Source organism: Xenorhabdus sp. NBAII XenSa04, assembly GCF_963866145.1.
Taxonomy (GTDB): Bacteria; Pseudomonadota; Gammaproteobacteria; order Enterobacterales; family Enterobacteriaceae; genus Xenorhabdus; species Xenorhabdus indica.
The window spans coordinates 12,422-33,813 of sequence record NZ_CAWMEB010000404.1 but is presented as its reverse complement, the minus strand read 5'-3'; the positions used below and the strand labels follow the sequence as shown (position 1 = coordinate 33,813).

General features: G+C 45.1%; 18 protein-coding genes. 3 read left to right on the top strand and 15 right to left on the bottom strand.

What is annotated here, in order from left to right:
- Positions 1 to 4: 4 nt before the first annotated feature.
- The 12 genes from nuoL to hexA all read right to left on the bottom strand — a co-directional run bounded on the left by nuoL (position 5) and on the right by hexA (position 13,703).
- Positions 5 to 1,870, bottom strand: coding sequence for an NADH-quinone oxidoreductase subunit L (gene nuoL, locus AAC147_RS14425; RefSeq protein WP_047682333.1), 1,866 nt, complete (start codon positions 1,868 to 1,870; stop codon positions 5 to 7).
- A complete protein-coding gene (nuoK, locus tag AAC147_RS14420) occupies positions 1,867 to 2,169 on the bottom strand; it encodes an NADH-quinone oxidoreductase subunit NuoK (protein ID WP_038268170.1) in 303 nt (100 codons plus the stop codon). Before nuoK ends, nuoL begins: the two co-directional genes overlap by 4 nt.
- Positions 2,170 to 2,171: 2 nt before the next feature.
- A complete protein-coding gene (gene nuoJ / locus AAC147_RS14415; protein WP_047682331.1) occupies positions 2,172 to 2,696 on the bottom strand; it encodes an NADH-quinone oxidoreductase subunit J in 525 nt (174 codons plus the stop codon).
- Between the two features lie 12 nt (positions 2,697 to 2,708).
- Positions 2,709 to 3,251: an NADH-quinone oxidoreductase subunit NuoI gene (nuoI, locus tag AAC147_RS14410; RefSeq protein ID WP_047682329.1), complete on the bottom strand. Its 543-nt coding sequence runs from the start codon at positions 3,249 to 3,251 to the stop codon at positions 2,709 to 2,711.
- 15 nt (positions 3,252 to 3,266) lie between these two features.
- Positions 3,267 to 4,244 carry an NADH-quinone oxidoreductase subunit NuoH gene (gene nuoH / locus AAC147_RS14405; RefSeq protein ID WP_047682327.1) on the bottom strand — a complete coding sequence of 326 codons (978 nt, stop codon included), beginning with the start codon at positions 4,242 to 4,244 and terminating at the stop codon, positions 3,267 to 3,269.
- Positions 4,244 to 6,967, bottom strand: a complete 2,724-nt coding sequence (nuoG, locus tag AAC147_RS14400) for an NADH-quinone oxidoreductase subunit NuoG (protein ID WP_156115368.1) — start codon at positions 6,965 to 6,967, stop codon at positions 4,244 to 4,246. The genes nuoH and nuoG overlap by 1 nt, the downstream gene beginning before the upstream one ends.
- Before the next feature lie 108 nt (positions 6,968 to 7,075).
- Positions 7,076 to 8,440 (bottom strand): NADH-quinone oxidoreductase subunit NuoF, encoded by a 1,365-nt coding sequence (gene nuoF, locus AAC147_RS14395; RefSeq protein ID WP_047682323.1) that lies wholly within the window; start codon positions 8,438 to 8,440, stop codon positions 7,076 to 7,078.
- Positions 8,437 to 8,982: an NADH-quinone oxidoreductase subunit NuoE gene (gene nuoE, locus AAC147_RS14390; protein ID WP_047682321.1), complete on the bottom strand. Its 546-nt coding sequence runs from the start codon at positions 8,980 to 8,982 to the stop codon at positions 8,437 to 8,439. Before nuoE ends, nuoF begins: the two co-directional genes overlap by 4 nt.
- 2 nt (positions 8,983 to 8,984) lie before the next feature.
- A complete protein-coding gene (gene nuoC / locus AAC147_RS14385; protein WP_187650440.1) occupies positions 8,985 to 10,784 on the bottom strand; it encodes an NADH-quinone oxidoreductase subunit C/D in 1,800 nt (599 codons plus the stop codon).
- A 92-nt stretch (positions 10,785 to 10,876) separates the two neighbouring features.
- Positions 10,877 to 11,551 carry a NuoB/complex I 20 kDa subunit family protein gene (locus tag AAC147_RS14380; protein WP_047682317.1) on the bottom strand — a complete coding sequence of 225 codons (675 nt, stop codon included), beginning with the start codon at positions 11,549 to 11,551 and terminating at the stop codon, positions 10,877 to 10,879.
- A 15-nt stretch (positions 11,552 to 11,566) separates the two neighbouring features.
- Positions 11,567 to 12,025 (bottom strand): NADH-quinone oxidoreductase subunit A, encoded by a 459-nt coding sequence (locus tag AAC147_RS14375; RefSeq protein ID WP_047682314.1) that lies wholly within the window; start codon positions 12,023 to 12,025, stop codon positions 11,567 to 11,569.
- Between the two features lie 712 nt (positions 12,026 to 12,737).
- A complete protein-coding gene (gene hexA, locus AAC147_RS14370) occupies positions 12,738 to 13,703 on the bottom strand; it encodes a transcriptional regulator HexA (protein ID WP_047682312.1) in 966 nt (321 codons plus the stop codon).
- Between the two features lie 801 nt (positions 13,704 to 14,504).
- Between hexA and AAC147_RS14365 the strand changes: the two genes are divergently transcribed.
- Positions 14,505 to 15,719, top strand: coding sequence for a pyridoxal phosphate-dependent aminotransferase (locus AAC147_RS14365; RefSeq protein WP_047682310.1), 1,215 nt, complete (start codon positions 14,505 to 14,507; stop codon positions 15,717 to 15,719).
- 164 nt (positions 15,720 to 15,883) lie between these two features.
- Entirely contained in the window at positions 15,884 to 16,465 is a 582-nt protein-coding gene (gene yfbR / locus AAC147_RS14360; protein ID WP_047682306.1) for a 5'-deoxynucleotidase, read from the top strand.
- Positions 16,466 to 16,512: 47 nt separating this feature from the next.
- Here the strand turns inward: yfbR and AAC147_RS14355 are convergent, their stop codons facing one another.
- The 3 genes from AAC147_RS14355 to yfbV all read right to left on the bottom strand — a co-directional run bounded on the left by AAC147_RS14355 (position 16,513) and on the right by yfbV (position 19,893).
- Positions 16,513 to 18,342, bottom strand: a complete 1,830-nt coding sequence (locus tag AAC147_RS14355; protein ID WP_047682385.1) for an SLC13 family permease — start codon at positions 18,340 to 18,342, stop codon at positions 16,513 to 16,515.
- 126 nt (positions 18,343 to 18,468) lie between these two features.
- A complete protein-coding gene (locus AAC147_RS14350) occupies positions 18,469 to 19,143 on the bottom strand; it encodes a sugar phosphatase (protein ID WP_047682304.1) in 675 nt (224 codons plus the stop codon).
- A 294-nt stretch (positions 19,144 to 19,437) separates the two neighbouring features.
- Positions 19,438 to 19,893: a terminus macrodomain insulation protein YfbV gene (gene yfbV, locus AAC147_RS14345; protein WP_047682302.1), complete on the bottom strand. Its 456-nt coding sequence runs from the start codon at positions 19,891 to 19,893 to the stop codon at positions 19,438 to 19,440.
- Positions 19,894 to 20,148: 255 nt separating this feature from the next.
- Between yfbV and ackA the strand changes: the two genes are divergently transcribed.
- Positions 20,149 to 21,351 carry an acetate kinase gene (gene ackA, locus AAC147_RS14340; protein ID WP_047682301.1) on the top strand — a complete coding sequence of 401 codons (1,203 nt, stop codon included), beginning with the start codon at positions 20,149 to 20,151 and terminating at the stop codon, positions 21,349 to 21,351.
- Positions 21,352 to 21,392 lie beyond the last annotated feature (41 nt).

The following is a 21,392-nucleotide window of genomic DNA, read 5'->3' as shown; positions in this document are numbered from 1 at the left end:
TTAATTAAATCAAAAGCAGCAGAGCTAAAACCAGCACTGCACCCAACCCCATAGAGGTAGCGTACCAACGGATTTGTCCGTTCTCACTTAAACCAAGCCCTTTATTGCCCCAACGGGACAATACGGCAGGGACATTCATCAATGAGTTCAGAGGATCATTCCGCAACAGTTGTGTAATACCTTTGAATGGTTTTACAAATACCCAGTCATACAGAGCATCAAATCCCCAGGCGTGGAACCACCATGTGGAGAAAAAACGCCCCGGAGCACTGTTTGCTGTCGCATTAACCAAACCACGTTTGCCAAGATACAAGGCTGCGGCCAGCAAAATGCCAAGTACGGCAACCACACCGGAAACAATTTCTAGTGTCATTTTGCCATCATGTCCTGCAATACTGTTTTCCGACGGCAGAACACCCACCAAAGGTGGTACAATCTGCGCCCCCACAAAAGTGGACAGCACTAACAGCACTGACAGTGGCAAGGTATGAGTAATTCCTTTAACTGAATGTGCTTTGGTATTTTCCCCTCCATGAAACACGATAAAGATCATGCGGAAGGTATACAGTGAGGTCATTAGTGCACCAATCAGCCCTGCAAGCATCAGATTCATGTGACCATTTGCCAGTGCACCCCACAGAATTTCATCTTTACTGTAGAAACCTGCTGTCAGCAAAGGCAAAGCAGATAACGCCGAGCCTCCCACCAGGAAGCAGAGATACACAAATGGAATACGTTTACTTAATCCCCCCATTTTGAAAATGTTCTGCTCATGGTGGCAAGCCAGAATCACCGAGCCAGAAGCAAGGAATAACAGTGCCTTGAAGAACGCATGGGTCATCAAATGGAAGATAGCCGCATCCCATGCCTGTACGCCCAATGCCAGAAACATATAACCAATCTGGCTCATAGTAGAATAGGCAAGTACACGTTTGATATCAGTCTGAACCAATGCTGCAAAGCCTGCCAACAGCAAGGTCACCGCACCAATAATGCCCACCAGATGCAAAATATCAGGTGCCATTAAGAACAGAACATGGCTGCGAGCAATCAGATAGACACCTGCGGTAACCATGGTCGCTGCATGGATCAAAGCAGAAACTGGTGTTGGGCCTGCCATCGCATCTGCCAACCATGTTTGCAGTGGTAATTGAGCCGATTTACCTACAGCTCCGCCCAGAATCATCAAGGTTGCCCATGTGATTGCAGTAGAACCCGCTTCGATATATTGTGGGGCCAGTACCGCCAGTTCGCGGAAACTCAACGTACCAAGCTGGTCGTAGAGGATAAACATGCCAATAGCGAGGAAAACGTCACCTACTCGCGTCACGATAAAGGCTTTCATCGCCGCAGCGCCATTGGCAGGCGTTTTATAGTAAAAACCGATCAACAGGTAACTACACAACCCCACTCCTTCCCAACCGAGATACATCAGCAGCATGTTATCAGCCAGAACCAAGACCACCATACTGGCGATAAACAGGTTGGTATAGGCGAAAAAACGAGAGTAACCTTCCTCACCACGCATATACCATGAAGCATAAATGTGGATCAGGAAACCGACACCGGTTACGACACTCAACATAGTTAATGACAGTCCATCCAATACCAGATTGACTGGAATGCTGAAACTATCCACACTCATCCAGTTCCACAATGTCTGACTGTAAACAAACCCACCTGTTTCATTTTGAGCCATGCTGTTTTGGGAGAGAAAATCCATTCCGACCCAAAGTGTGACCAGTGCTGCCAACCCGACAGAACCAATGCCAATGGACGCGGACAGATTTTCAGACCAGCGGCCACGGGAGAATGCCAACAGCAAAAATCCCAACAGTGGCAATAGAATTGTTAAATAGAGTAAGTTCATCCGCGCATCTCACTGACTATATCAATATTCAGGTTCTGGCGACGACGGTACAACTGTAGTAACAGTGCCAGACCGATACTCGCCTCGGCTGCTGCCAAAGTAATGGCCAGAATGTACATCACCTGACCATCAGGCTGGAGCCAGTAGCTACCAGCAACGACAAATGCCAGCGCTGAAGCATTGATCATGATTTCCAGACCTATCAGCATAAATAGCAGATTGCGGCGGATGATCAGGCAAGTGAAGCCCAATGCAAATAGAATAGCCGCCAGAATCAGACCATGTTCCAAAGGTATCATTGTTAGTCCTCCACACGATTGCTGATCACTTCACCCTGACGGCTTTCACGACCAACGTGATAAGCCACCACAAGTCCGGCCAGTAACAGCAAGGATGCCAGTTCTACTGCCAGTACATAAGGCCCAAATAAGCTGATGCCCACTTCCTTGGCACTGACTACTTCACCACTAATTTCAGCCTCCGGCAGACTGTTAATGGCAAAGATCAAGACAATCAGTAATATGGTTGAAAGAATAGCCGGGCCAATCCAGGCTCTCGGTTTCAACCATCCCCTTTCTTGTTCAACAACAGATTTACCAAGATTCAGCATCATCACGACAAAGACGAATAACACCATGATCGCCCCCGCATAAACGATGATTTCCAATGCACCAGCAAAGTAAGCACCCAGTGAAAAGAACACAACTGAAAGTGCCAGCAGGGAGATAACCAGATACAGCAACGCATGTACTGGATTGGTGTGCGTGATTACACTGAGTGTTGCGAGGATGGCAACCAGCCCTGCGATATAAAATGTGAATTCCATGAATATCGTTCCTTATGGCAACAGGCTTTTTACGTCGATAGGTTTGGCTTCATTGTCGGCTTCACCTTTATCTTTGCCATCAATCGCCATACCTGTCTTACGGTAAAAATTATAATCAGGGTATTTACCCGGCCCGGAAATCATCAGGTCTTCTTTCTCATACACCAGATCCTGACGTTTAAATTCACCCAACTCAAAATCCGGTGTCAATTGGATAGCGGTCGTCGGACAGGCTTCTTCACACAATCCGCAGAAGATACAACGTGAGAAATTGACACGGAAAAACTCAGGATACCAGCGGCCATCTTTATGTTCGGCTTTTTGCAGGGAGATACATCCCACCGGACATACTGCCGCACACAGGTTACAGGCGACACAACGCTCTTCACCGTCAGGATCACGCGTCAGAACGATGCGCCCACGATAACGGGGTGGCACATAAACCGGTTCTTCCGGATACATTTTTGTTTCGCGTTTATGGAAGGCATGAAGCCCTATCATCCAAATACTGCGTACCTGGGTGGCAAAACCAACCAATAACTCTTTTAATGTCATGGTTCAATCACCCCTTTATTGAGCGTTGTATAAAATCACTGCGGCAGTCGCCAGCAGGTTGAGTAAAGTTAACGGCAGACAGATTTTCCAGCCGAATGACACCACCTGGTCATAACGCGGGCGCGGTAACGAGGCACGGATCAGGATGAACATCATCATGAAGAATGCTGTTTTCAACGCAAACCAGACAAATGGAGGCAGGAAAGGCCCATGCCAGCCACCAAAGAACATTGTGACGATTAAAGCGGATACCGTCACAATACCGATATATTCCCCGACAAAGAACATACCGAACTTCATGCCGGAATATTCGATATGATAACCATCTGCCAGCTCTTGCTCTGCTTCCGGTTGGTCAAAAGGATGACGGTGACACACCGCAACACCGGCGATGGCAAAGGTCAAGAAACCAAAGAACTGGGGAATGATATTCCACAAATGTTGTTGTGAATTAACGATGTCTACCATGTTGAAAGAACCAGCCTGTGCCACTACCCCCATCATGGATAGCCCGATGAACACCTCATAACTCAGTGTCTGTGCTGACGCACGCATGGCTCCCAACAAGGAATACTTGTTGTTACTTGACCAGCCAGCAAATAATACGGCGTAAACAGCCAGGCCCGCCATCATCATGAAAAACAGAATACCGATGTTCAGATCTGCTGCCATCCACGTCGGACTTACCGGAACAATGGCAAAGGCCAGTAACAGGGAACAGAACCCGATGACAGGCGCCAAAGTAAAGATCATCCGATCAGAGAAACGTGGTACCCAGTCCTCTTTGAAAAACATTTTGATCATGTCAGCAACAAGCTGTAATGACCCGCCCCACCCTACGCGGTTTGGCCCGTAGCGATTCTGGAACAGCCCAAGCAGACGACGTTCACCAAAACTCATAAACGCCCCACAGGCAACCACGACCAGCAAAATGACAACCGCTTTCAGAACAGAAATCAGAATCTCAATTAATTCGGGAGTAATCCAATTCATTATGCAACCTCCCGTAAGTTATTAACTGATTTACCTGCCAGAACGGGTGGAATGCCCGGCATTCCCAACGGCAGGCCAATCTGCCCCTGAGCAAGATTGCCGCTTAAACGCACAGCTAAGCGTAATTGCTGCCCCGCACAATCAAATGCCATCATGGAACCTTCCTTCACATTCAGCTTTTCAGCATCCTGACGATTTATCATCACATAAGGCTCAGGCATACGTTCCTGAATGACATCTGCACGCTGAGACAATTCCTCACTACCGAATAGGTGGAAATAAGGTGCGATGTACCATTCATTCTTCTGCGCAGTAAAAGTAGCCGGAATACTGTCAAAGTAGTTCAACCCTCCATCGACTGTCTCAATCAGGCGTACTCCAGGATCACCGAAACGCAGTTTACCACCCACTTCTGCCTGGAATTTGTTCCATGCTTGTGGTGAGTTCCAACCCGGTGCCCACGCAAATGGAATTTGCTGACGTTCAGCAAACGGGTTGTTGTTACCTTCCATCGAGAAAGCAAATGCAGTGTCGATATCCTGTGGCTGACGCTGTTCATGAACACTGATATTGGCGAGCATCGCAGTACGACCGCTGTAACGATGAGGTGAACGAGCCAGTTTCTGACCACGGATACGGAATGTGGCATCCGGTGCTGCATTAACGATGCCTTTGAATTGCGGCATCTCTTTGACACACGCTTCAATCACATGGTCAAGCTGAGTCCAGTCCGTCTGGCGTTGTGTGTAGGTTGTATACAAAGAGTGCATCCAGCGCCAGCTTTCCAGCATGACAACAGATTTGTCATAGAATGCAGGCTCATACACCTGGAAGTAACGCTGAGCACGACCTTCCTGATTAACCAGAGTACCGTCACTTTCAGCAAAACTGGAAGCTGACAGGATCAAGTGTGCTTTATCCATGATGGCAGTACGTTGGTGATCAACAACAATCAGGTTTTTCAGGCTATCCAGAGCACTATCAATTTTATCGGCCGGAGCATGACGGTAGAGATCATTTTCCATCACGATAGCCGTATCTGAGTCCCCTTTGGCAATGCGCTGTAGGGCTATATCCAGCGATTGTGCTTCCATCATCGCCAAACCAAGACTGTTCGCATACGCTGCAACATAAGAAAGACCGACATTAGCGCCATTATCTTTCAGCGCCCATGCAATATTAGCGGCTGCCTGAATCAGGGTATCACTGCCTGCATTACTGCCACTGATAATCAATGGTTTTTTCGCTTCACACAGGGCTTGAGCAACGAATTCTACTTTCGCTTTCAGCTCATCCGACAAGTCATTGACGGCAGGCGCTATTTTGTTCAGAGCATGTGCCACAGCAAAACCGAAGCGAGCCTGATCATCAACCGGCGCGTGGTAATTCCATGCCGCAACGTCATCCAGTCGGGTACTATCGACGCTGGTTAAGAACAGCGGATACTTGGCATGTTGGCCGATATTCATTACAGCCGCAATCTGCCAGTCTGCCACTTTCTGAGCTGCCGCCATCTCACGCGCTTTGCCCTTGACTGCCTGGCGAACTGACAATGCCATACGGGCCGCTGTTTGGGTCAAATCTTCACCCAGAACTAACACTGCGTCATAATCTTCAATTTCACGCAGAGACGGCGTATAAACACCACCTTGTTGCAGAATTTCCAGCATCATATCAAGGCGATATTGCTCTTCCGCTGAAATGCCACTGTAAAAATTTTCTGCGCCGACCAATTCACGCAGCGCAAAATTACTTTCAATACTGGCACGTGGTGAACCAATACCAATAGCATTTTTCGCCTGACGCAGAATATCCGCTCCACCCTGCATAACTTGCTCAGCATTCAGCGAAATCCATTGATCGCCGCGAAGCTGCTGTGGTTGGCGAGGACGATCTTTACGGTTGACATACCCATAACCAAAGCGACCACGGTCACACATGAAATAATGGTTAATCGTACCGTTATAACGGTTTTCGATCCGGCGCAATTCTCCGTAACGTTCCCCCGGACTGGTGTTACAACCGATACTGCATTGTTGACAGATACTCGGTGCAAACTGCATGTCCCATTTACGGTTATAACGCTCTGAGTGCGTTTTATCAGTGAAAACACCTGTCGGGCAGATTTCAACCAGGTTACCGGAAAATTCACTTTCCAGCGTGCCATCTTCAGGACGACCAAAATAGACGTTGTCATGAGCACCATAAACGCCCAAATCCGTTCCATCCGCATAATCTTTGTAGTAGCGGACACAACGGTAGCAAGCGATACAACGGTTCATCTCATGAGCAATGAATGGCCCCAGCTCCTGATTTCTGTGAGTGCGTTTGGTAAAACGATACTTACGGAACGAGTGCCCGGTCATCACTGTCATATCCTGCAAATGGCAGTTTCCGCCTTCTTCACAGACAGGACAGTCATGGGGATGGTTAGTCATCAACCATTCCACGACACTTGCGCGGAACTGTTTTGCTTCTTCATCATCAATGGAGATATAGGTGCCATCTGAAGCCGGTGTCATACAAGACATTACCAGACGACCACGTGTATCTTCCGCGTTCTGATATTGCTTAACCGCACACTGGCGGCAAGCGCCAACGCTTCCTAGCGCTGGATGCCAGCAAAAATAAGGTATATCAAGCCCCAATGAGAGGCAGGCTTGTAACAGGTTATCAGCCCCGTTTACATCATAATCTTTGCCGTCTACATGTATCGTAGCCATAGTCAGCATGCTTCCCAATGGCCTGCCGTGGCAGGCGTTAATCAAAAATTCTGCTTTAACAAACCGTTCTTACGCGCCATTCTTACAGGTTATTCCTGCAAACCCACCTTACCAACGTTGCTTGAGCAGGTTCGGCTGAATGCCCGCAATCAGACTGGTATTTCCGTAATCTTTGGTGACAATCCCCGCTTCAAATTCTTCGCGGAAGTATTTGATCGCACTCTGCAAAGGTTCTACAGCACCAGGGGCATGAGCACAGAAAGTTTTACCAGGGCCGAGAAAACGACAGAGTTGTTCTAAAGTTTCGATATCACCAGGCTGCCCTTTCCTCTCTTCAATGGCGCGGAGAATTTTCACACTCCAGGGCAGACCATCACGGCATGGTGTACACCAGCCACAGGATTCACGGGCGAAGAACTCTTCAAGGTTACGGGTCAGGGAAACCATATTAATTTCATGGTCAACTGCCATTGCAAGAGCCGTTCCCAAACGACTGCCCGCTTTGGCGATATTTTCGAAATCCATCGGTAAGTCAAGGTGATCTGCCGTCAGGAAATCGGTTCCCGCCCCACCTGGCTGCCAGGCCTTGAATTTCAGCCCATCACGCATACCACCAGCATAATCTTCAAGAATTTCACGAGCTGTAGTACCAAAAGGCAGTTCCCAAAGGCCCGGATTTTTGACCCGGCCAGAGAACCCCATCAGTTTGGTGCCGGCATCTTTACTTTTGCCTTCACTTAAACCGATGTACCACTCTTTACCATATTCGAGGATGGCCGGAACGTTGCACAGCGTTTCAACGTTATTGACACAAGTTGGTTTTCCCCAGACACCCGCGGTTGCCGGGAATGGAGGTTTAGAACGAGGGTTCGCACGACGCCCTTCAAGGGAGTTAATCAGTGCAGTTTCTTCACCGCAGATATAACGTCCCGCGCCGGTATGAACAAACAACTCAAAATCAAAACCACTGCCCAGAATATTTTTGCCAAGCAACCCCACCGCTTTTGCTTCTTCAATGGCTTTACGCAGGTGAATCGCAGATTCAACATATTCACCACGCAGGAAGATATAGCCACGGTATGCTTTCAGAGCAAAAGCACTGATCAGCATTCCTTCCACCAGCAAGTGCGGTAGTTGCTCCATCAACAAGCGGTCTTTATACGTGCCCGGTTCCATTTCGTCAGCATTACACAACAGGTAGCGGATATTCATGCTTTCATCTTTTGGCATCAGGCTCCACTTCAACCCTGTAGAGAAACCTGCACCACCGCGCCCCTTCAAACCGGCATCTTTTACTAATGTGGTAACTTCATCAGGAGCCATGCCTTTCAGTGCTCTTTCGGCTCCCTTGTAACCATTCTTGTTACGATATTCATCCAGCCAGACAGGTTGTTGGTCATCACGCAACCGCCATGTCAGGGGATGAGTTTCCGCCGTGCGGATAATTTCTTTCACACCTGAATGCGTTGTCATTGATACTGCTCCAGCAATTTTTCAATTTCTTCGGGTTTCACGTAACTGTGAGTATCATCATCAATCATCATGGTTGGCCCTTTATCACAATTACCCAGACAGCAGGTTGGCAATAATGTGAAACGCCCATCTGTGGTGGTTTGACCCGGACGAATGTTCAGGTGTTTTTCTATTGCTGCCTGAACCCCCTGATAGCCTGTGATGTGACAAACAACACTGTCACAATAACGAATAATGTGACGTCCTACTGGCTGACGGTAAATCTGGCTGTAAAATGTCGCCACACCTTCCACATCACTGGCAGGAATACCTAAAACCTCAGCAATGGCTGAGATCGCACCATCCGGCACCCAACCACGCTGTTTTTGCACAATTTTCAGTGCCTCAATTGACGCTGCACGCGGATCTTCGTAGTGGTGTTTTTCCTGCTCAATGGCATCACGTTCTCCGGCACTCAGTACAAACTCATTCGGTGTCTGAGCGTCCGTTACGTTAACCACATCAAGGCGTGCTTGCTTGTTTGCGTTAAATTCACTTTGCATCGTTAGCGATCCACATCAGACATAACAAAATCGATACTACCCAGATAAACGATCAGATCAGAAACCAGACTACCGCGGATCACCGATGGGATCTGCTGTAGATGAGCAAAACTCGGTGTGCGGATACGGGTGCGGTAACTCATGGTGCTACCATCACTGGTCAGGTAATAACTGTTGATCCCTTTAGTCGCTTCGATCATCTGGAATGATTCATTGGCAGGCATGACGGGCCCCCATGACACCTGAAGGAAGTGGTTAATCATGGTTTCGATATGTTGCAGGGTACGCTCTCTGGGAGGGGGGGTGGTCAGTGGGTGATCAGCCTTGAACGGCCCTTCCGGCATATGTTTGAGGCACTGTTCAAGGATGCGCATACTCTGACGGATTTCTTCCACTTTCAGCATCACACGGTCATAACAGTCACCGTTATAGCCAGTCGGTACTTCAAAATCAAAGTTTTCATAACCGGAATAAGGGCGCCATTTACGGACATCGAAACCAATGCCGGTTGCGCGCAAACCAGCGCCTGTTACGCCCCAATCCAGTGCCTGTTTAGCATTGTAAGCCGCCACCCCGACAGAGCGTCCTTTCAGGACACTATTTTTCAATGCTGCTTTGACATAGGAATTCAAACGCTTCGGTAGCCAGTCCAGCAACTCACGCAGAAGTTTATCCCAGCCTCGCGGCAGGTCATGGGCAACACCACCGATACGAAACCAAGCTGGATGCATACGAAAACCGGTAATGGCTTCAACAACATCGTAAACTTTCTGTCGGTCAGTAAAGGCGAAGAACACGGGCGTCATTGCCCCAACGTCCTGAATAAAGGTACTGATGTAGAGTAAGTGGCTATTGATGCGAAACAGTTCAGACAACATGACGCGGATAGCTTTCACGCGTTCAGGCACCTCAATACCAGCCAGTTTCTCAACAGCAAGTACATAAGGCATTTCGTTGACACATCCCCCCAGATATTCGATCCGGTCGGTATAAGGGATATAACTGTGCCATGACTGACGTTCCCCCATTTTTTCCGCACCGCGGTGGTGATAACCAATATCGGGAACACAATCAACAATCTCTTCACCATCAAGCTGAAGAATAATGCGGAATGCACCGTGAGCCGAGGGGTGATTTGGCCCAAGATTAAGGAACATAAAGTCCTCATTTTCAGTGCCGCGTTTCATCCCCCACTCTTCTGGTTTGAAAGTCAGCGCTTCCATTTCCAGATCTTCTTTCTGCTTAGTCAACATGAAAGGATCAAATTCTGTGGCACGCGCAGAATATTCCTTACGCAGCGGATGACCTTCCCAAGTTGGTGGCATCAGGATACGACGTAAATTCGGATGACCATTAAATGTAATGCCAAACATTTCCCACGTTTCACGTTCATACCAATTGGCATTCGAAAAAATTGATGTGATGGTCGGGATATTCAGATCTTTTTCATTGAGCGCAACTTTCAGCATGATGTCACGGTTACGCTCAATGGAAATCAAGTGATAAAACACCGAAAAGTCCGCCGCTGGCAGACCTTGTCGGTGAGAACGCTGACGTTCATCAATACCATGCAAGTCAAACAGCATGACATAAGGTTTGGGTAACTTCTTCAGGTACGTCATTACTTCCAGCAATTGCTCCCGCTTTACCCAGACAACCGGTAGACCGGTTCGGGTAGGCTGGACGGTAAACGCATCAGGGCCAAATTGGCGATTAAGCTCGCTTACGACCGGATCATCCGTGTGATCCCTTGTTTCCCAAGCAGGCCGTACGCTTTCTTGCGCTATCTGATCTGTCATCATTCTTCACCACAACGCTTGATCAGGGTTTAATGTGATCGCAACACATTTTTGAGTTACGACATTGCTCTGGTTATTCTTAATGGCTAAAAGCCTTAAATTTCATCTGGGGTACGCAGGTTTGTCACTGCAATACGTTCACCACGCTTCCGTTCTCTTTCTGATTGCATATTTGCGCGGTAAACCCCTTGATCACCAACAACCCATGACAGTGGACGACGTTCTTTGCCAATAGATTCCTGCAATAACAGCAGTGCCTGCATATAAGCTTCAGGGCGGGGTGGACAGCCCGGAATATAGACATCAACAGGAATAAACTTATCAACTCCCTGAACAACAGAGTAAATATCATACATACCACCTGAGTTTGCACAGGCTCCCATCGAAATGACCCACTTCGGTTCCAGCATTTGGTCATATAAACGCTGGATAACAGGAGCCATCTTGACGAAACAAGTGCCTGAGATCACCATGAAATCAGCCTGACGGGGAGATGCTCGCAGTACTTCTGCACCGAAACGAGCTACGTCATGAACGGCGGTAAAAGACGTCACCATTTCTACATAACAACAGGAAAGGCCAAAGTTATAAGGCCATAAGGAATTCTTCCTTCCCCAATTCACCATGTCATGCAGAGCATGTTCTAATTTACCCATATAGACACTACGGTGGACGTGCTGCTCAAGGGGATCGCTGACAAGCTCCTGTTTTTGCAGGGGATAACGGTCATTCTCACCGTTCGGATCTATGCGGGTGAGCGTATAATCCATCTTTATGCCTCGCTATTACTGCATGTGACTGTTGTTGGTATTAACATTAGCGGTATGAACATCAACGCTGGGTTTACTGACCTGACGCCTTGAACGTGCGGGTGTCCAATTCAATGCCCCGATACGTGCCAGATAAACCAAGCCTGCCAATAACACCAAAATGAAAATGCTTGCTTCGGCAAAGCCTAACCAGCCACTCTCTTTGATAGAGACTGACCATGCATATAAGTAAAGGGCTTCAACGTCGAAGATGACAAAGAACATGGCAACCAGATAAAACTTTGCCGACAGACGGAGACGGGCACTGCCGACAGAATCGATACCCGATTCATAAGGTATATGTTTTGCTCTGGCTTTCGCTCTGCCCCCAAGAAAGTACGCACCCAGTAACATGAGTGCACACAAACCAAGAGCACCTATCAGGAAAATCGCAAACGCCCAGTGGTGGGCCAAAACTCCAGTAGATGTAGACATACTCGTTGCTTACTCATCAAAAGTGGTGTCAAGGGTCTGCTCTTTTTACTTACTGGCAGTATTGCACCACATCGATTCATGGGAAGGGATAACAACCAAATCTGAAACAGTGCTAATCAATTTTTTTGATGGCATGGATCGTCTTGGTTTTTATTCCTCTCAACACTTTTATCTGTCATAACAAAAGTGCCTGCTTATTTATTTACAAAGCACAAACCTTTGATTAACAGATTGTGCTTGCATATCGCTAAAACGTGTCAGTAGAACAAAAAAATATCAACACATTATAACTAGTTTAACCGATAACTCGACTTTACTACACTATTATCTCAGGAAAAACCTGTCTTTCCACTGTATCGGTTGGGATATTTTTATGATCAAGTGCACAGTTTCATTGAAAAACATTAAACAACGGAACGCATTTTATTCAACTCTTAATAAATTGTTTCAAAAAGAAACGATTGAAGTTCAATAACACAACTATTTCTAAAAATAGATTTATCTTATCAATTTAAAAAACGAAAGTTGTTAACAAAACAACATTGTTTTAACTAAAATTCGAAAGGGATAAGAAAATTAATAGAGGATATTTCTGATGGTAAATATCAGAAATGGGAATGAAAACGTGAAAGGATTATTAATAGCAATTTAGAAACAGGCTAATATTTCCACAAATAAAATGGAAATATTAGCCTATAAAACACACGTAATATTACTCGTTTATATTTTCGACCGAAGACTCTTCAGTAGATTCAACAGACTCATCTATATCGTCTGTTTCATTGGATTCAACTGATGTCACGGTATAAGGTGTTTTCTTATTTTGTATAGCATCAAAAACAGTCAGGACAGATTCATTTTGTTCGTTACTGTTGCGATATAAAAAGAATTGTATTTCAGGTAAACGTGGTAGCCCTTCACTTTCTCCCAAAATTCTTAAATCTGCGTTCTGCATTTCCAAAGGACGAGCAGTAATGCCAACCTCTGCATTGACGGCAGAACGAACAGCAGATAAAGAAGCGGCTTCATAAGCAATACGCCATGGAATACCACTCATATCTAGTGTTTCAAGCGCAATCTGACGGAATGTGTTGGTTTCGTCCATTACGACTAAAGGGACAGGCTCATTCATCTGTAACTGGAAATCTGGTGCACAATGCCACAGTACAGGCGAAGAACGTAATACAGTACTAGGATGATGATTAATTTTTGCTGTGGTTAATGCTAAATCAATTTCATGGTTATCCAGCATACTCTCAATAAACTGACTACGTTTAATACGCACATCAACAGCTATACGCGGATAGACAGAAGCAATACGGTTCAACAGGAAAGGCAGGAGAGTATCAACTGTGTCATCAGACGCTCCTATCCTGAGCTCACCGTCTGCATCATTGTATGTTAATGATGCGGTAGCATCGTCATTAGCACGCAGGATTTGGCGCGCATAACCAAGAAGTTGAAGCCCGTGCTCGGTAAGAAGCTTATTACGACCGTGGCGAGCAAATAATTCTCTCCCCACAAGGTGCTCCAAACGTTGCATTTGCTGACTGACAGCCGACTGCGTTCTACAAACTGCTGCTGCTGCTGCTGCAAAAGTATTTAAGTCAGCAACGGCAACGAAAGTTCTTAGCAGATCGAGATCGAGGTTTATTATCTGACGATTTGCATTTATCATTGTTTATTCATCACTTTTTTTTGATTTTAATTACTAACTAACCTGGTGTTTTTACTTCAGCAGTATCAAATAAAATAATACCGATTCTGACATTACTCTACTCTATTAAAGAGGGCAAAGGTTTACTGCATTTTTTTACTATTTATATCTTCATGGGTTTTATTTTCTCCTTTCTTAACAAAATTTATGCAATCTCTAAATTAATACACAAACAAAAACCTATTTACCTCACATAACCATCAATTTCCAGTACAAATAGTCTTTTTCTGACTTGCCTCAAAGAATAACATAACTTCAATTCGGAAAACTTAACCAAACCAAGCAATATTAGTATTTTTAATGAATTAATATTTTTATCGAAAAGTCATGAAAATGTTACGGGTAAAAATTCAAAAACATTGCCAAAGTATCTATGATAAAACCCTTAATTAATTTTATGTCGGCAAAGATAAATTATAAGAATACATTATACAAATTATCTTACTTTTATTGACAATTCAGATTGCATTTCTGTTTTTAGGTTAAAAAATCAGTACCAGATACTCTCTCATCTCTGTCAGCCAACTAAAAACAGTCCATTATTCAGAATTAAAATCTGATATAAAAAAAACAATTGAAACTATAATCCAATTAAACTGATGTTTTTAGATAGCAGACTTATACATTAGACGTTAAAACAACCATTTTCACCAAAGATATCAGAGGCTCTTCAAAAGATTGACAGAGAGGAGTACATTGAACATCACATTTTGTAGGCCGGATAAGATCCACTTTTTGCCCAGAGAAAGGTTAAGGCACCGTATGTTTTCCATTAATAAATCCAGCAAATTAGATAATGTCTGCTATGACATCCGAGGTAATACACTCAAAGAAGCCAAACGGCTTGAAGAGGAAGGGAATAAGGTACTGAAATTAAACATTGGTAATCCGGCACCATTTGGTTTCGAAGCACCTGATGAAATTTTAGTTGATGTTATCCGCAACCTGCCAACAGCTCAGGGCTATTCTGACTCAAAAGGTTTGTACTCTGCGCGTAAGGCAATTATGCAACACTATCAAGCCCGAAATATGCTGGATATTACCGTTGAAGATATCTTTATTGGTAACGGTGTTTCTGAACTTATTGTTCAGTCTATGCAGGCCTTGCTCAATACCGGCGATGAAATGCTGGTTCCGGCCCCTGATTATCCACTCTGGACAGCCGCCGTTTCTCTTTCCAGCGGCAAATCTGTCCACTATTTATGTGATGAACAACAAGGCTGGTTCCCTGATTTAGATGATATCCGCCGTAAAATCACACCGCGTACCCGCGGTATTGTCATTATTAACCCGAACAACCCGACAGGAGCGGTATACAGTAAAGAAATCCTGCTGGAAATTGTGGAAATTGCCCGCCAGCATAATCTGATTATTTTCGCTGACGAAATTTACGACAAGATCCTATACGACGATGCTCAACATCATTCCATCGCCGCACTGGCACCAGATCTTTTTACCGTCACCTTTAATGGCTTGTCAAAAACCTATCGTGTTGCGGGATTCCGTCAGGGTTGGATGGTGCTGAATGGCCCGAAAAAACAGGCAAAAGGCTACATTGAAGGGTTGGAAATGTTGGCATCTATGCGCCTTTGCGCCAACGTCCCGATGCAACATGCAATTCAAACTGCATTAGGTGGCTATCAAAGCATCAGTGAGTTCATTTTTCCGGGAGGACGTCTCTATGAACAGCGCAATCATGCCTGGGAACTGATTAACCAAATCCCCGGAATTTCCTGTGTGAAACCCATGGGGGCTTTATATATGTTCCCTAAGATTGATACCAAACGTTTCAATATTTATGATGACCAGAAAATGGTCTTGGATCTTTTATTACAAGAAAAAGTGTTACTGGTTCAGGGAACTGCATTTAACTGGCCAGAACCAGACCATTTCCGCATTGTTACCCTGCCACATATCGCAGATCTGCAAATGGCTATTGAGAAATTTGCCCGTTTTATTGGTAAATATCACCAATAAACATTAAAAAATGACTAAACCCAATGGATTTCAAGATGCAGCTAACAAAGCTGCAACTTGAAGCATGAAACGTATGACACTGTCTTTTTCAACCGCAAATGGTTTACTTCCGTCCAGCCAACACCCACAATCATAATCATGTTGTTCCATAGCAAGAGAAAATTATGAGTCATTTTTTCGCCCAATTATCTCGCCTGAAATTGATTAATCGTTGGCCTCTTATGCGAAACGTACGTACGGAAAACGTTTCAGAACACAGTTTACAGGTTGCATTTGTTGCACATGCACTAGCGATAATAAAAAACCGTAAATTTGGTGGTAATATTAACGCTGAACGGATCGCAATATTAGCAATGTATCATGATGCCAGTGAGGTTATTACTGGTGATTTACCAACGCCAATAAAATACTACAATCCTCAAATTGCCCATGAATATAAAAAAATAGAAAAGATCGCCCAACATAAATTATTAGATATGTTACCGATTGAATTACAAAATGATTTTCGCCCGATTTTAGACGATCAATATCATATTGAAGAAGAAACTAATATTATTAAACAAGCTGATGCGTTATGTGCTTATTTAAAATGTTTGGAAGAATTATCGGCTGGAAATTCTGAATTCAATCAAGCAAAAATCAGGTTAGAGAAAACATTAGAAAAACGTCATAGTCAGGAAATGGATTATTTCATAACCGTATTTGTTCCAAGTTTCAACCTTTCTCTTGATGAAATTAGCCTGTAAAAACGACCGGGCAGCTTCACGTTTTCGCGAAGCTGCCAGATACGACATCAGAACGGAAAAAGAACGGGAATAATTGTCACACTGATCCCCAGTACAATGAATGTAAAAGGCACCCCCAGTTTCAAGAAATCAGCAAATCGATATCCTCCCGGCCCTAATATCAATGTATTGACGGGAGAAGAAACCGGAGTCATGAACGCCGCTGAAGCCGCTACCCCAATTATCATCGCAAAAGGCAGAGGAGAGACCGACATCTCTTTCGCGGCAGCAATGGCAATAGGTGCCATCAGCACAGCTGTTGCGGTATTGGAAATAAATAATCCAATAATGGCACAAAGCACAAACAGGCATATCAGCATAGCTCGTGGCCCCATATTACCCGCGATATCCATTAATCCACTGACAATTAAATCAATCCCACCGGTTTTTTGTAATGCCAATGCAAATGGCATCATACCAACAATCAGAATGAGACTTGGCCAATGGATGGCACGATAAGCACTTTCCATGTCAATGCAACGAAATTTTCCCATTAACAGACAGGCAATCAAGGCGGCAATAAAATTGGGAATTTCATTGGTCAACATCATTGCCACCATTAAAACAAGATAAAACAGCGCATGAGGTGCCTGAGATGCTGCCGGTGCAGCGCTTTCCACTTCAACGGGCAAATTCAGCACGATAAAATCAGGCGCTTTGGTTTTCAGTTCCCGCACTAACTTCCAGTCACCGATGACCAGCAACGTATCACCAAGCAGCAGCGGTTCATCAACCAACTTACCGACCAATGCCTTACTACTGCGTCGGATCCCTACTACGTTCAGCCCGTAGCGCGTACGGAATTTCATGCTGCGCAACGATTGTCCCAACAAATCCGATTCAGGGATCACAGATATTTCTGCCATGCCGACATCGCGGGATTGATCAGAGAAATATTCCCCGCGCAATATCATAGGTTCTAACAGTTGTTCGCTACAAAATTGCCGCAAATCCACATCACTATCAGACATATCCACCAGCAGAACATCCTGTTGCCGTAATTCCGTTTCGCCGGTTGCAGCGACCATGACCCGACGGAATTTCCGCCAACGCTCAATGCCGATAACATTAGCCCCATAGCGCGCACGTAATCCCAATTCATCCAGTGAATGACCAATCAATGGTGAATGTTGCCGGATAGCAAGACGACGGGCACGCCCGGATAATTTATAGTCATGGATGAGATCACGAAATGAACGATGGTAACGCTCATCCGTTTTATGGGGAGTTTTGCTTCCTAGCCAACGGCGGACAATCAGCATATAAACGATCCCCGCCAACAAAACTAAAATACCGATAGGTGTAATAGAGAAAAAACCAAAGCTGTGTAACCCTTCGCGTACTAACTCACTATTCACCACCATATTGGGAGGCGTCGCAACCAGTGTCATCATGCCACTGATCAGGCCAGCGAACCCTAATGGCATCATTAACCGCCCCGGTGAAGTCTGCATTCTGGCCGCGACACTTAAAACGACCGGAATGAAAATAGCAACAACACCTGTGGAGCTCATAAAAGCCCCTAGTCCCGCAACTGACAACATCAATAAAGCCAGCATTCTGGTTTCGCTATTACCTGCAACCCGAACTAGCCAATCTCCCATCTGATAAGCAACACCCGTCCTTACCAGCCCTTCGCCGATAACAAACAGCGCTGCAATCAACAAGACATTGGGATCGCTGAAACCAATTGTAGCTTCATTTAAGGAGAGCGTACCACTCAGGACAAAAGCAATAATCACCAGTAAAGCCACGACATCCATTCTGACTTTATTGGTCGTGAAAAGAACAATGGCTATCAATAACAGGGTCAATACCCACAACAGTTCGCTATTCAATACGGCCTCTATCAGAAAAGCCGACCTGCCAACAGTCAGGCCGGGTATTATCAACAAAAACCTATTACCATAGGGTATGAATAGAGTCAGTAAACCAGTTTTGTCAGAAAAAAACCTCGGTGTGGATCAACAAACTCCCTGATTCATCGCATAAATCGTTACATAACCCCCAGATTTAACAATTTCGATATCTTCCAGATTCGTGATAGTCATATGAATCTCATCTCTGCGTGGAATATCCGATGAGTCATGAACGACAACAACCTGACAGCCTGCATCCAACCCGGCATGAACCCCCGCCGCTGCATCTTCAAAAACCACACACTCTTCCGGCAACAACCCCAATTTGTGCGCCCCCAACAAATAAGGTTCGGGATTTGGTTTGCCGATCTTGACGGATTCAGCCGTTACCCAATGAGCCGGTTCTGGTAACTCCGCCACTTTATGGCGGGCAGACGCAAGAGGAACAGTCCCTGATGTCACAATTGCCCACGGAATATCCAGCGCATTCAGTTTATCAATCAAAGCAATGGCACCGGGTAAAGCGGCAATACCTTCCGTATCTTCCGTTTCGAGTTTTTCAATCCACCTGAACGTACTGTCAATCTCTTCTTCCGTAGCATCAGGCATAAAATGGCGTAATGATAATATCGCCGGAGTACCATGAACATAGTTCAGGACTTCATCACGGTCGATACCCATCTTATCAGCGAACTTAATCCACGCTCGCTCAACCGCAGGCAATGAATCAATCAGCGTGCCATCCAAATCAAATAAAAAACCTCTACATTTCAGTACCAAAACCCAACTCCTTCAAATGCAGTCATCTGTTAATCATCTGGTATATTTCAACAATATTCAGGTGATATACGCATTAAACTTCAAGTTGCAATTTACAACACTATATATGAAACCTGATTTCTCCTCGCTTCGCGGGGAGAAATCACACGCATCTTGAAGTTAGATTGGTATAGTAAGCAAAAGCAAAAAACCTGAATGAAAATCTACATAGGCAAGATAGCGAAAAAATCCTGAATGGGGAATTTATTAGACAACTGATTCAAAAACCGTCAGGCCAGAATGGACTCTGACGGTTTAAATATCATCAAGGAAAAAGTTATCCAACTGTTTGAACGCCCGTTTCAGCAATTCAGCCAGTGATAAGTAAGTCGGCGTGCTTTCTACTGGCATCATTGCGATCCCGGCTTCAGCAAATTTCTCACGAATTTCGTAAAACCATTTCAGCAAACTTTCAGGCAAAGGCGTTGCTGCCCGTTTTCCTAGCCACCATAACCCCTGTAATGGCAGGCTACAGGCAAATAGTGCTGTCGCAACAGATGGCCCTAACTGCCCACCCAATGCGATTTGCCAGGTTAAGGTAAAGATCGCCAATGGCGGCATAAAGCGAATGCCAAAGCGAGTCGCTTTAATCACGCGGTTTTCCGGAAACACAGGAGCAAGCTGTTTTTCCAGTGGCCATATTTTTAGATATTGTTGCCCTAATTGGACTCTTTTAAACCAACCCTGGTTGACAGGTGGTGTCATATTCATCATGACCTCAATCAATTAAAAGCATAGTTTTTAAAAAATCTCTACAAAAGATAAAATCTTTTTTGTAGTATTAAGTATATTTTGTCTTTATTGCTGGCAAACGGTATCCTACACAGACTTTTGTGTTGGTGCAGTAACAAAACAGAAAGACCGCCTGTTTTCGCAACATTTTGGTTCGTTTGTTAATAAATTGCTTCATTTTTTTAACACTTTTCTTCTTTAAGATTAGATCACAACAAGATAATAGGTAATTCCATGTCAAGTAAGCTGGTACTGGTTCTTAATTGCGGTAGCTCCTCTCTGAAATTCGCTATCATCGATCCTGCCAATGGTGAAGAATATCTCTCTGGTTTGGCTGAATGTTTCGGTCTGCCAGAAGCGCGTATTAAATGGAAAATAGATGGAGCGAAAAACGAAGCTGCTTTAGGTGCCGGCGCAGCACACAGTGAAGCTCTGAACTTCATTGTTAATACGATTTTATCTGAAAAGCCAGAACTTTCTGAGCAAATTTCAGCCATCGGTCACCGTATCGTTCACGGTGGTGAAAAATTCACTTCTTCTGTGATTATCACTGATGAAGTTATCAAAGGCATCGAAGCGGCGATCCCATTCGCACCACTGCACAACCCTGCACACCTGATCGGTATCGCAGAAGCGAAAAATGCCTTCCCTCATCTGGTTGAGAAAAACATTGCTGTATTTGATACCGCATTCCACCAGTCTATGCCTGAAGAAGCATATCTGTATGCACTGCCATATAATCTGTACAAAGAGCATGGCATCCGCCGTTACGGTGCACACGGTACTAGCCATTTCTATGTTTCCCGTGAAGCAGCTAAAATGTTGAACAAGCCTGTTGAAGAACTGAATGTTATCACCTGCCACTTGGGTAATGGTGGCTCTGTTTCTGCTATTGTCAATGGTAAGTGTGTTGATACTTCTATGGGTCTGACTCCACTGGAAGGTCTGGTTATGGGGACTCGCAGCGGTGACATCGACCCAGCTATCGTATTCCACCTGCATGACGCAATGGGCATGAGTGTTGACCAGATCAATACCCTGTTGACCAAAGAATCCGGTTTCCTGGGTCTGACTGAAGTCACTAGCGACTGCCGTTATGTAGAAGATAACTACGAAACTAAAGCAGATGCAAAACGTGCAATGGATGTTTACTGCCACCGTCTGGCGAAATATATTGGTGCTTACGGTGCATTGATGGAAGGTCGTCTGGATGCAGTCATCTTCACTGGCGGCATCGGTGAAAACTCTGCTCTGGTTCGTGAGTTGACGCTGAAAAAAGTGGCTCTGCTAGGTTTTGAATACGATCACGAGCGTAACCTTGCTGCTCGTTTCGGTAAAGATGGCGTGATCACAACTGATAACAGCCGTCCTGCTCTGGTGATCCCAACCAATGAAGAATTGGTGATCGCTCAGGACTCAGCGCGCCTGACTGCATAAGCAAATGACTTCTTATAACCGCCAGCATTGCTGGTGGTTGT

Coding starts and splice junctions, on each gene's coding strand:
- nuoF (WP_047682323.1), bottom strand. CDS start 8,440: ATGACAACGCATTCAGGTGTGAAAGAAATTATCCGCACGGCGGAAACT.
- ackA (WP_047682301.1), top strand. CDS start 20,149: ATGTCAAGTAAGCTGGTACTGGTTCTTAATTGCGGTAGCTCCTCTCTG.
- nuoC (WP_187650440.1), bottom strand. CDS start 10,784: ATGATGACAGATCAGATAGCGCAAGAAAGCGTACGGCCTGCTTGGGAA.
- nuoG (WP_156115368.1), bottom strand. CDS start 6,967: ATGGCTACGATACATGTAGACGGCAAAGATTATGATGTAAACGGGGCT.
- AAC147_RS14380 (WP_047682317.1), bottom strand. CDS start 11,551: ATGGATTATACGCTCACCCGCATAGATCCGAACGGTGAGAATGACCGT.
- yfbR (WP_047682306.1), top strand. CDS start 15,884: ATGAGTCATTTTTTCGCCCAATTATCTCGCCTGAAATTGATTAATCGT.
- nuoH (WP_047682327.1), bottom strand. CDS start 4,244: ATGAATTGGATTACTCCCGAATTAATTGAGATTCTGATTTCTGTTCTG.
- nuoE (WP_047682321.1), bottom strand. CDS start 8,982: ATGCAAAGTGAATTTAACGCAAACAAGCAAGCACGCCTTGATGTGGTT.
- nuoI (WP_047682329.1), bottom strand. CDS start 3,251: ATGACATTAAAAGAGTTATTGGTTGGTTTTGCCACCCAGGTACGCAGT.
- AAC147_RS14365 (WP_047682310.1), top strand. CDS start 14,505: ATGTTTTCCATTAATAAATCCAGCAAATTAGATAATGTCTGCTATGAC.
- nuoJ (WP_047682331.1), bottom strand. CDS start 2,696: ATGGAATTCACATTTTATATCGCAGGGCTGGTTGCCATCCTCGCAACA.
- nuoK (WP_038268170.1), bottom strand. CDS start 2,169: ATGATACCTTTGGAACATGGTCTGATTCTGGCGGCTATTCTATTTGCA.
- hexA (WP_047682312.1), bottom strand. CDS start 13,703: ATGATAAATGCAAATCGTCAGATAATAAACCTCGATCTCGATCTGCTA.
- nuoL (WP_047682333.1), bottom strand. CDS start 1,870: ATGAACTTACTCTATTTAACAATTCTATTGCCACTGTTGGGATTTTTG.
- yfbV (WP_047682302.1), bottom strand. CDS start 19,893: ATGAATATGACACCACCTGTCAACCAGGGTTGGTTTAAAAGAGTCCAA.
- AAC147_RS14375 (WP_047682314.1), bottom strand. CDS start 12,025: ATGTCTACATCTACTGGAGTTTTGGCCCACCACTGGGCGTTTGCGATT.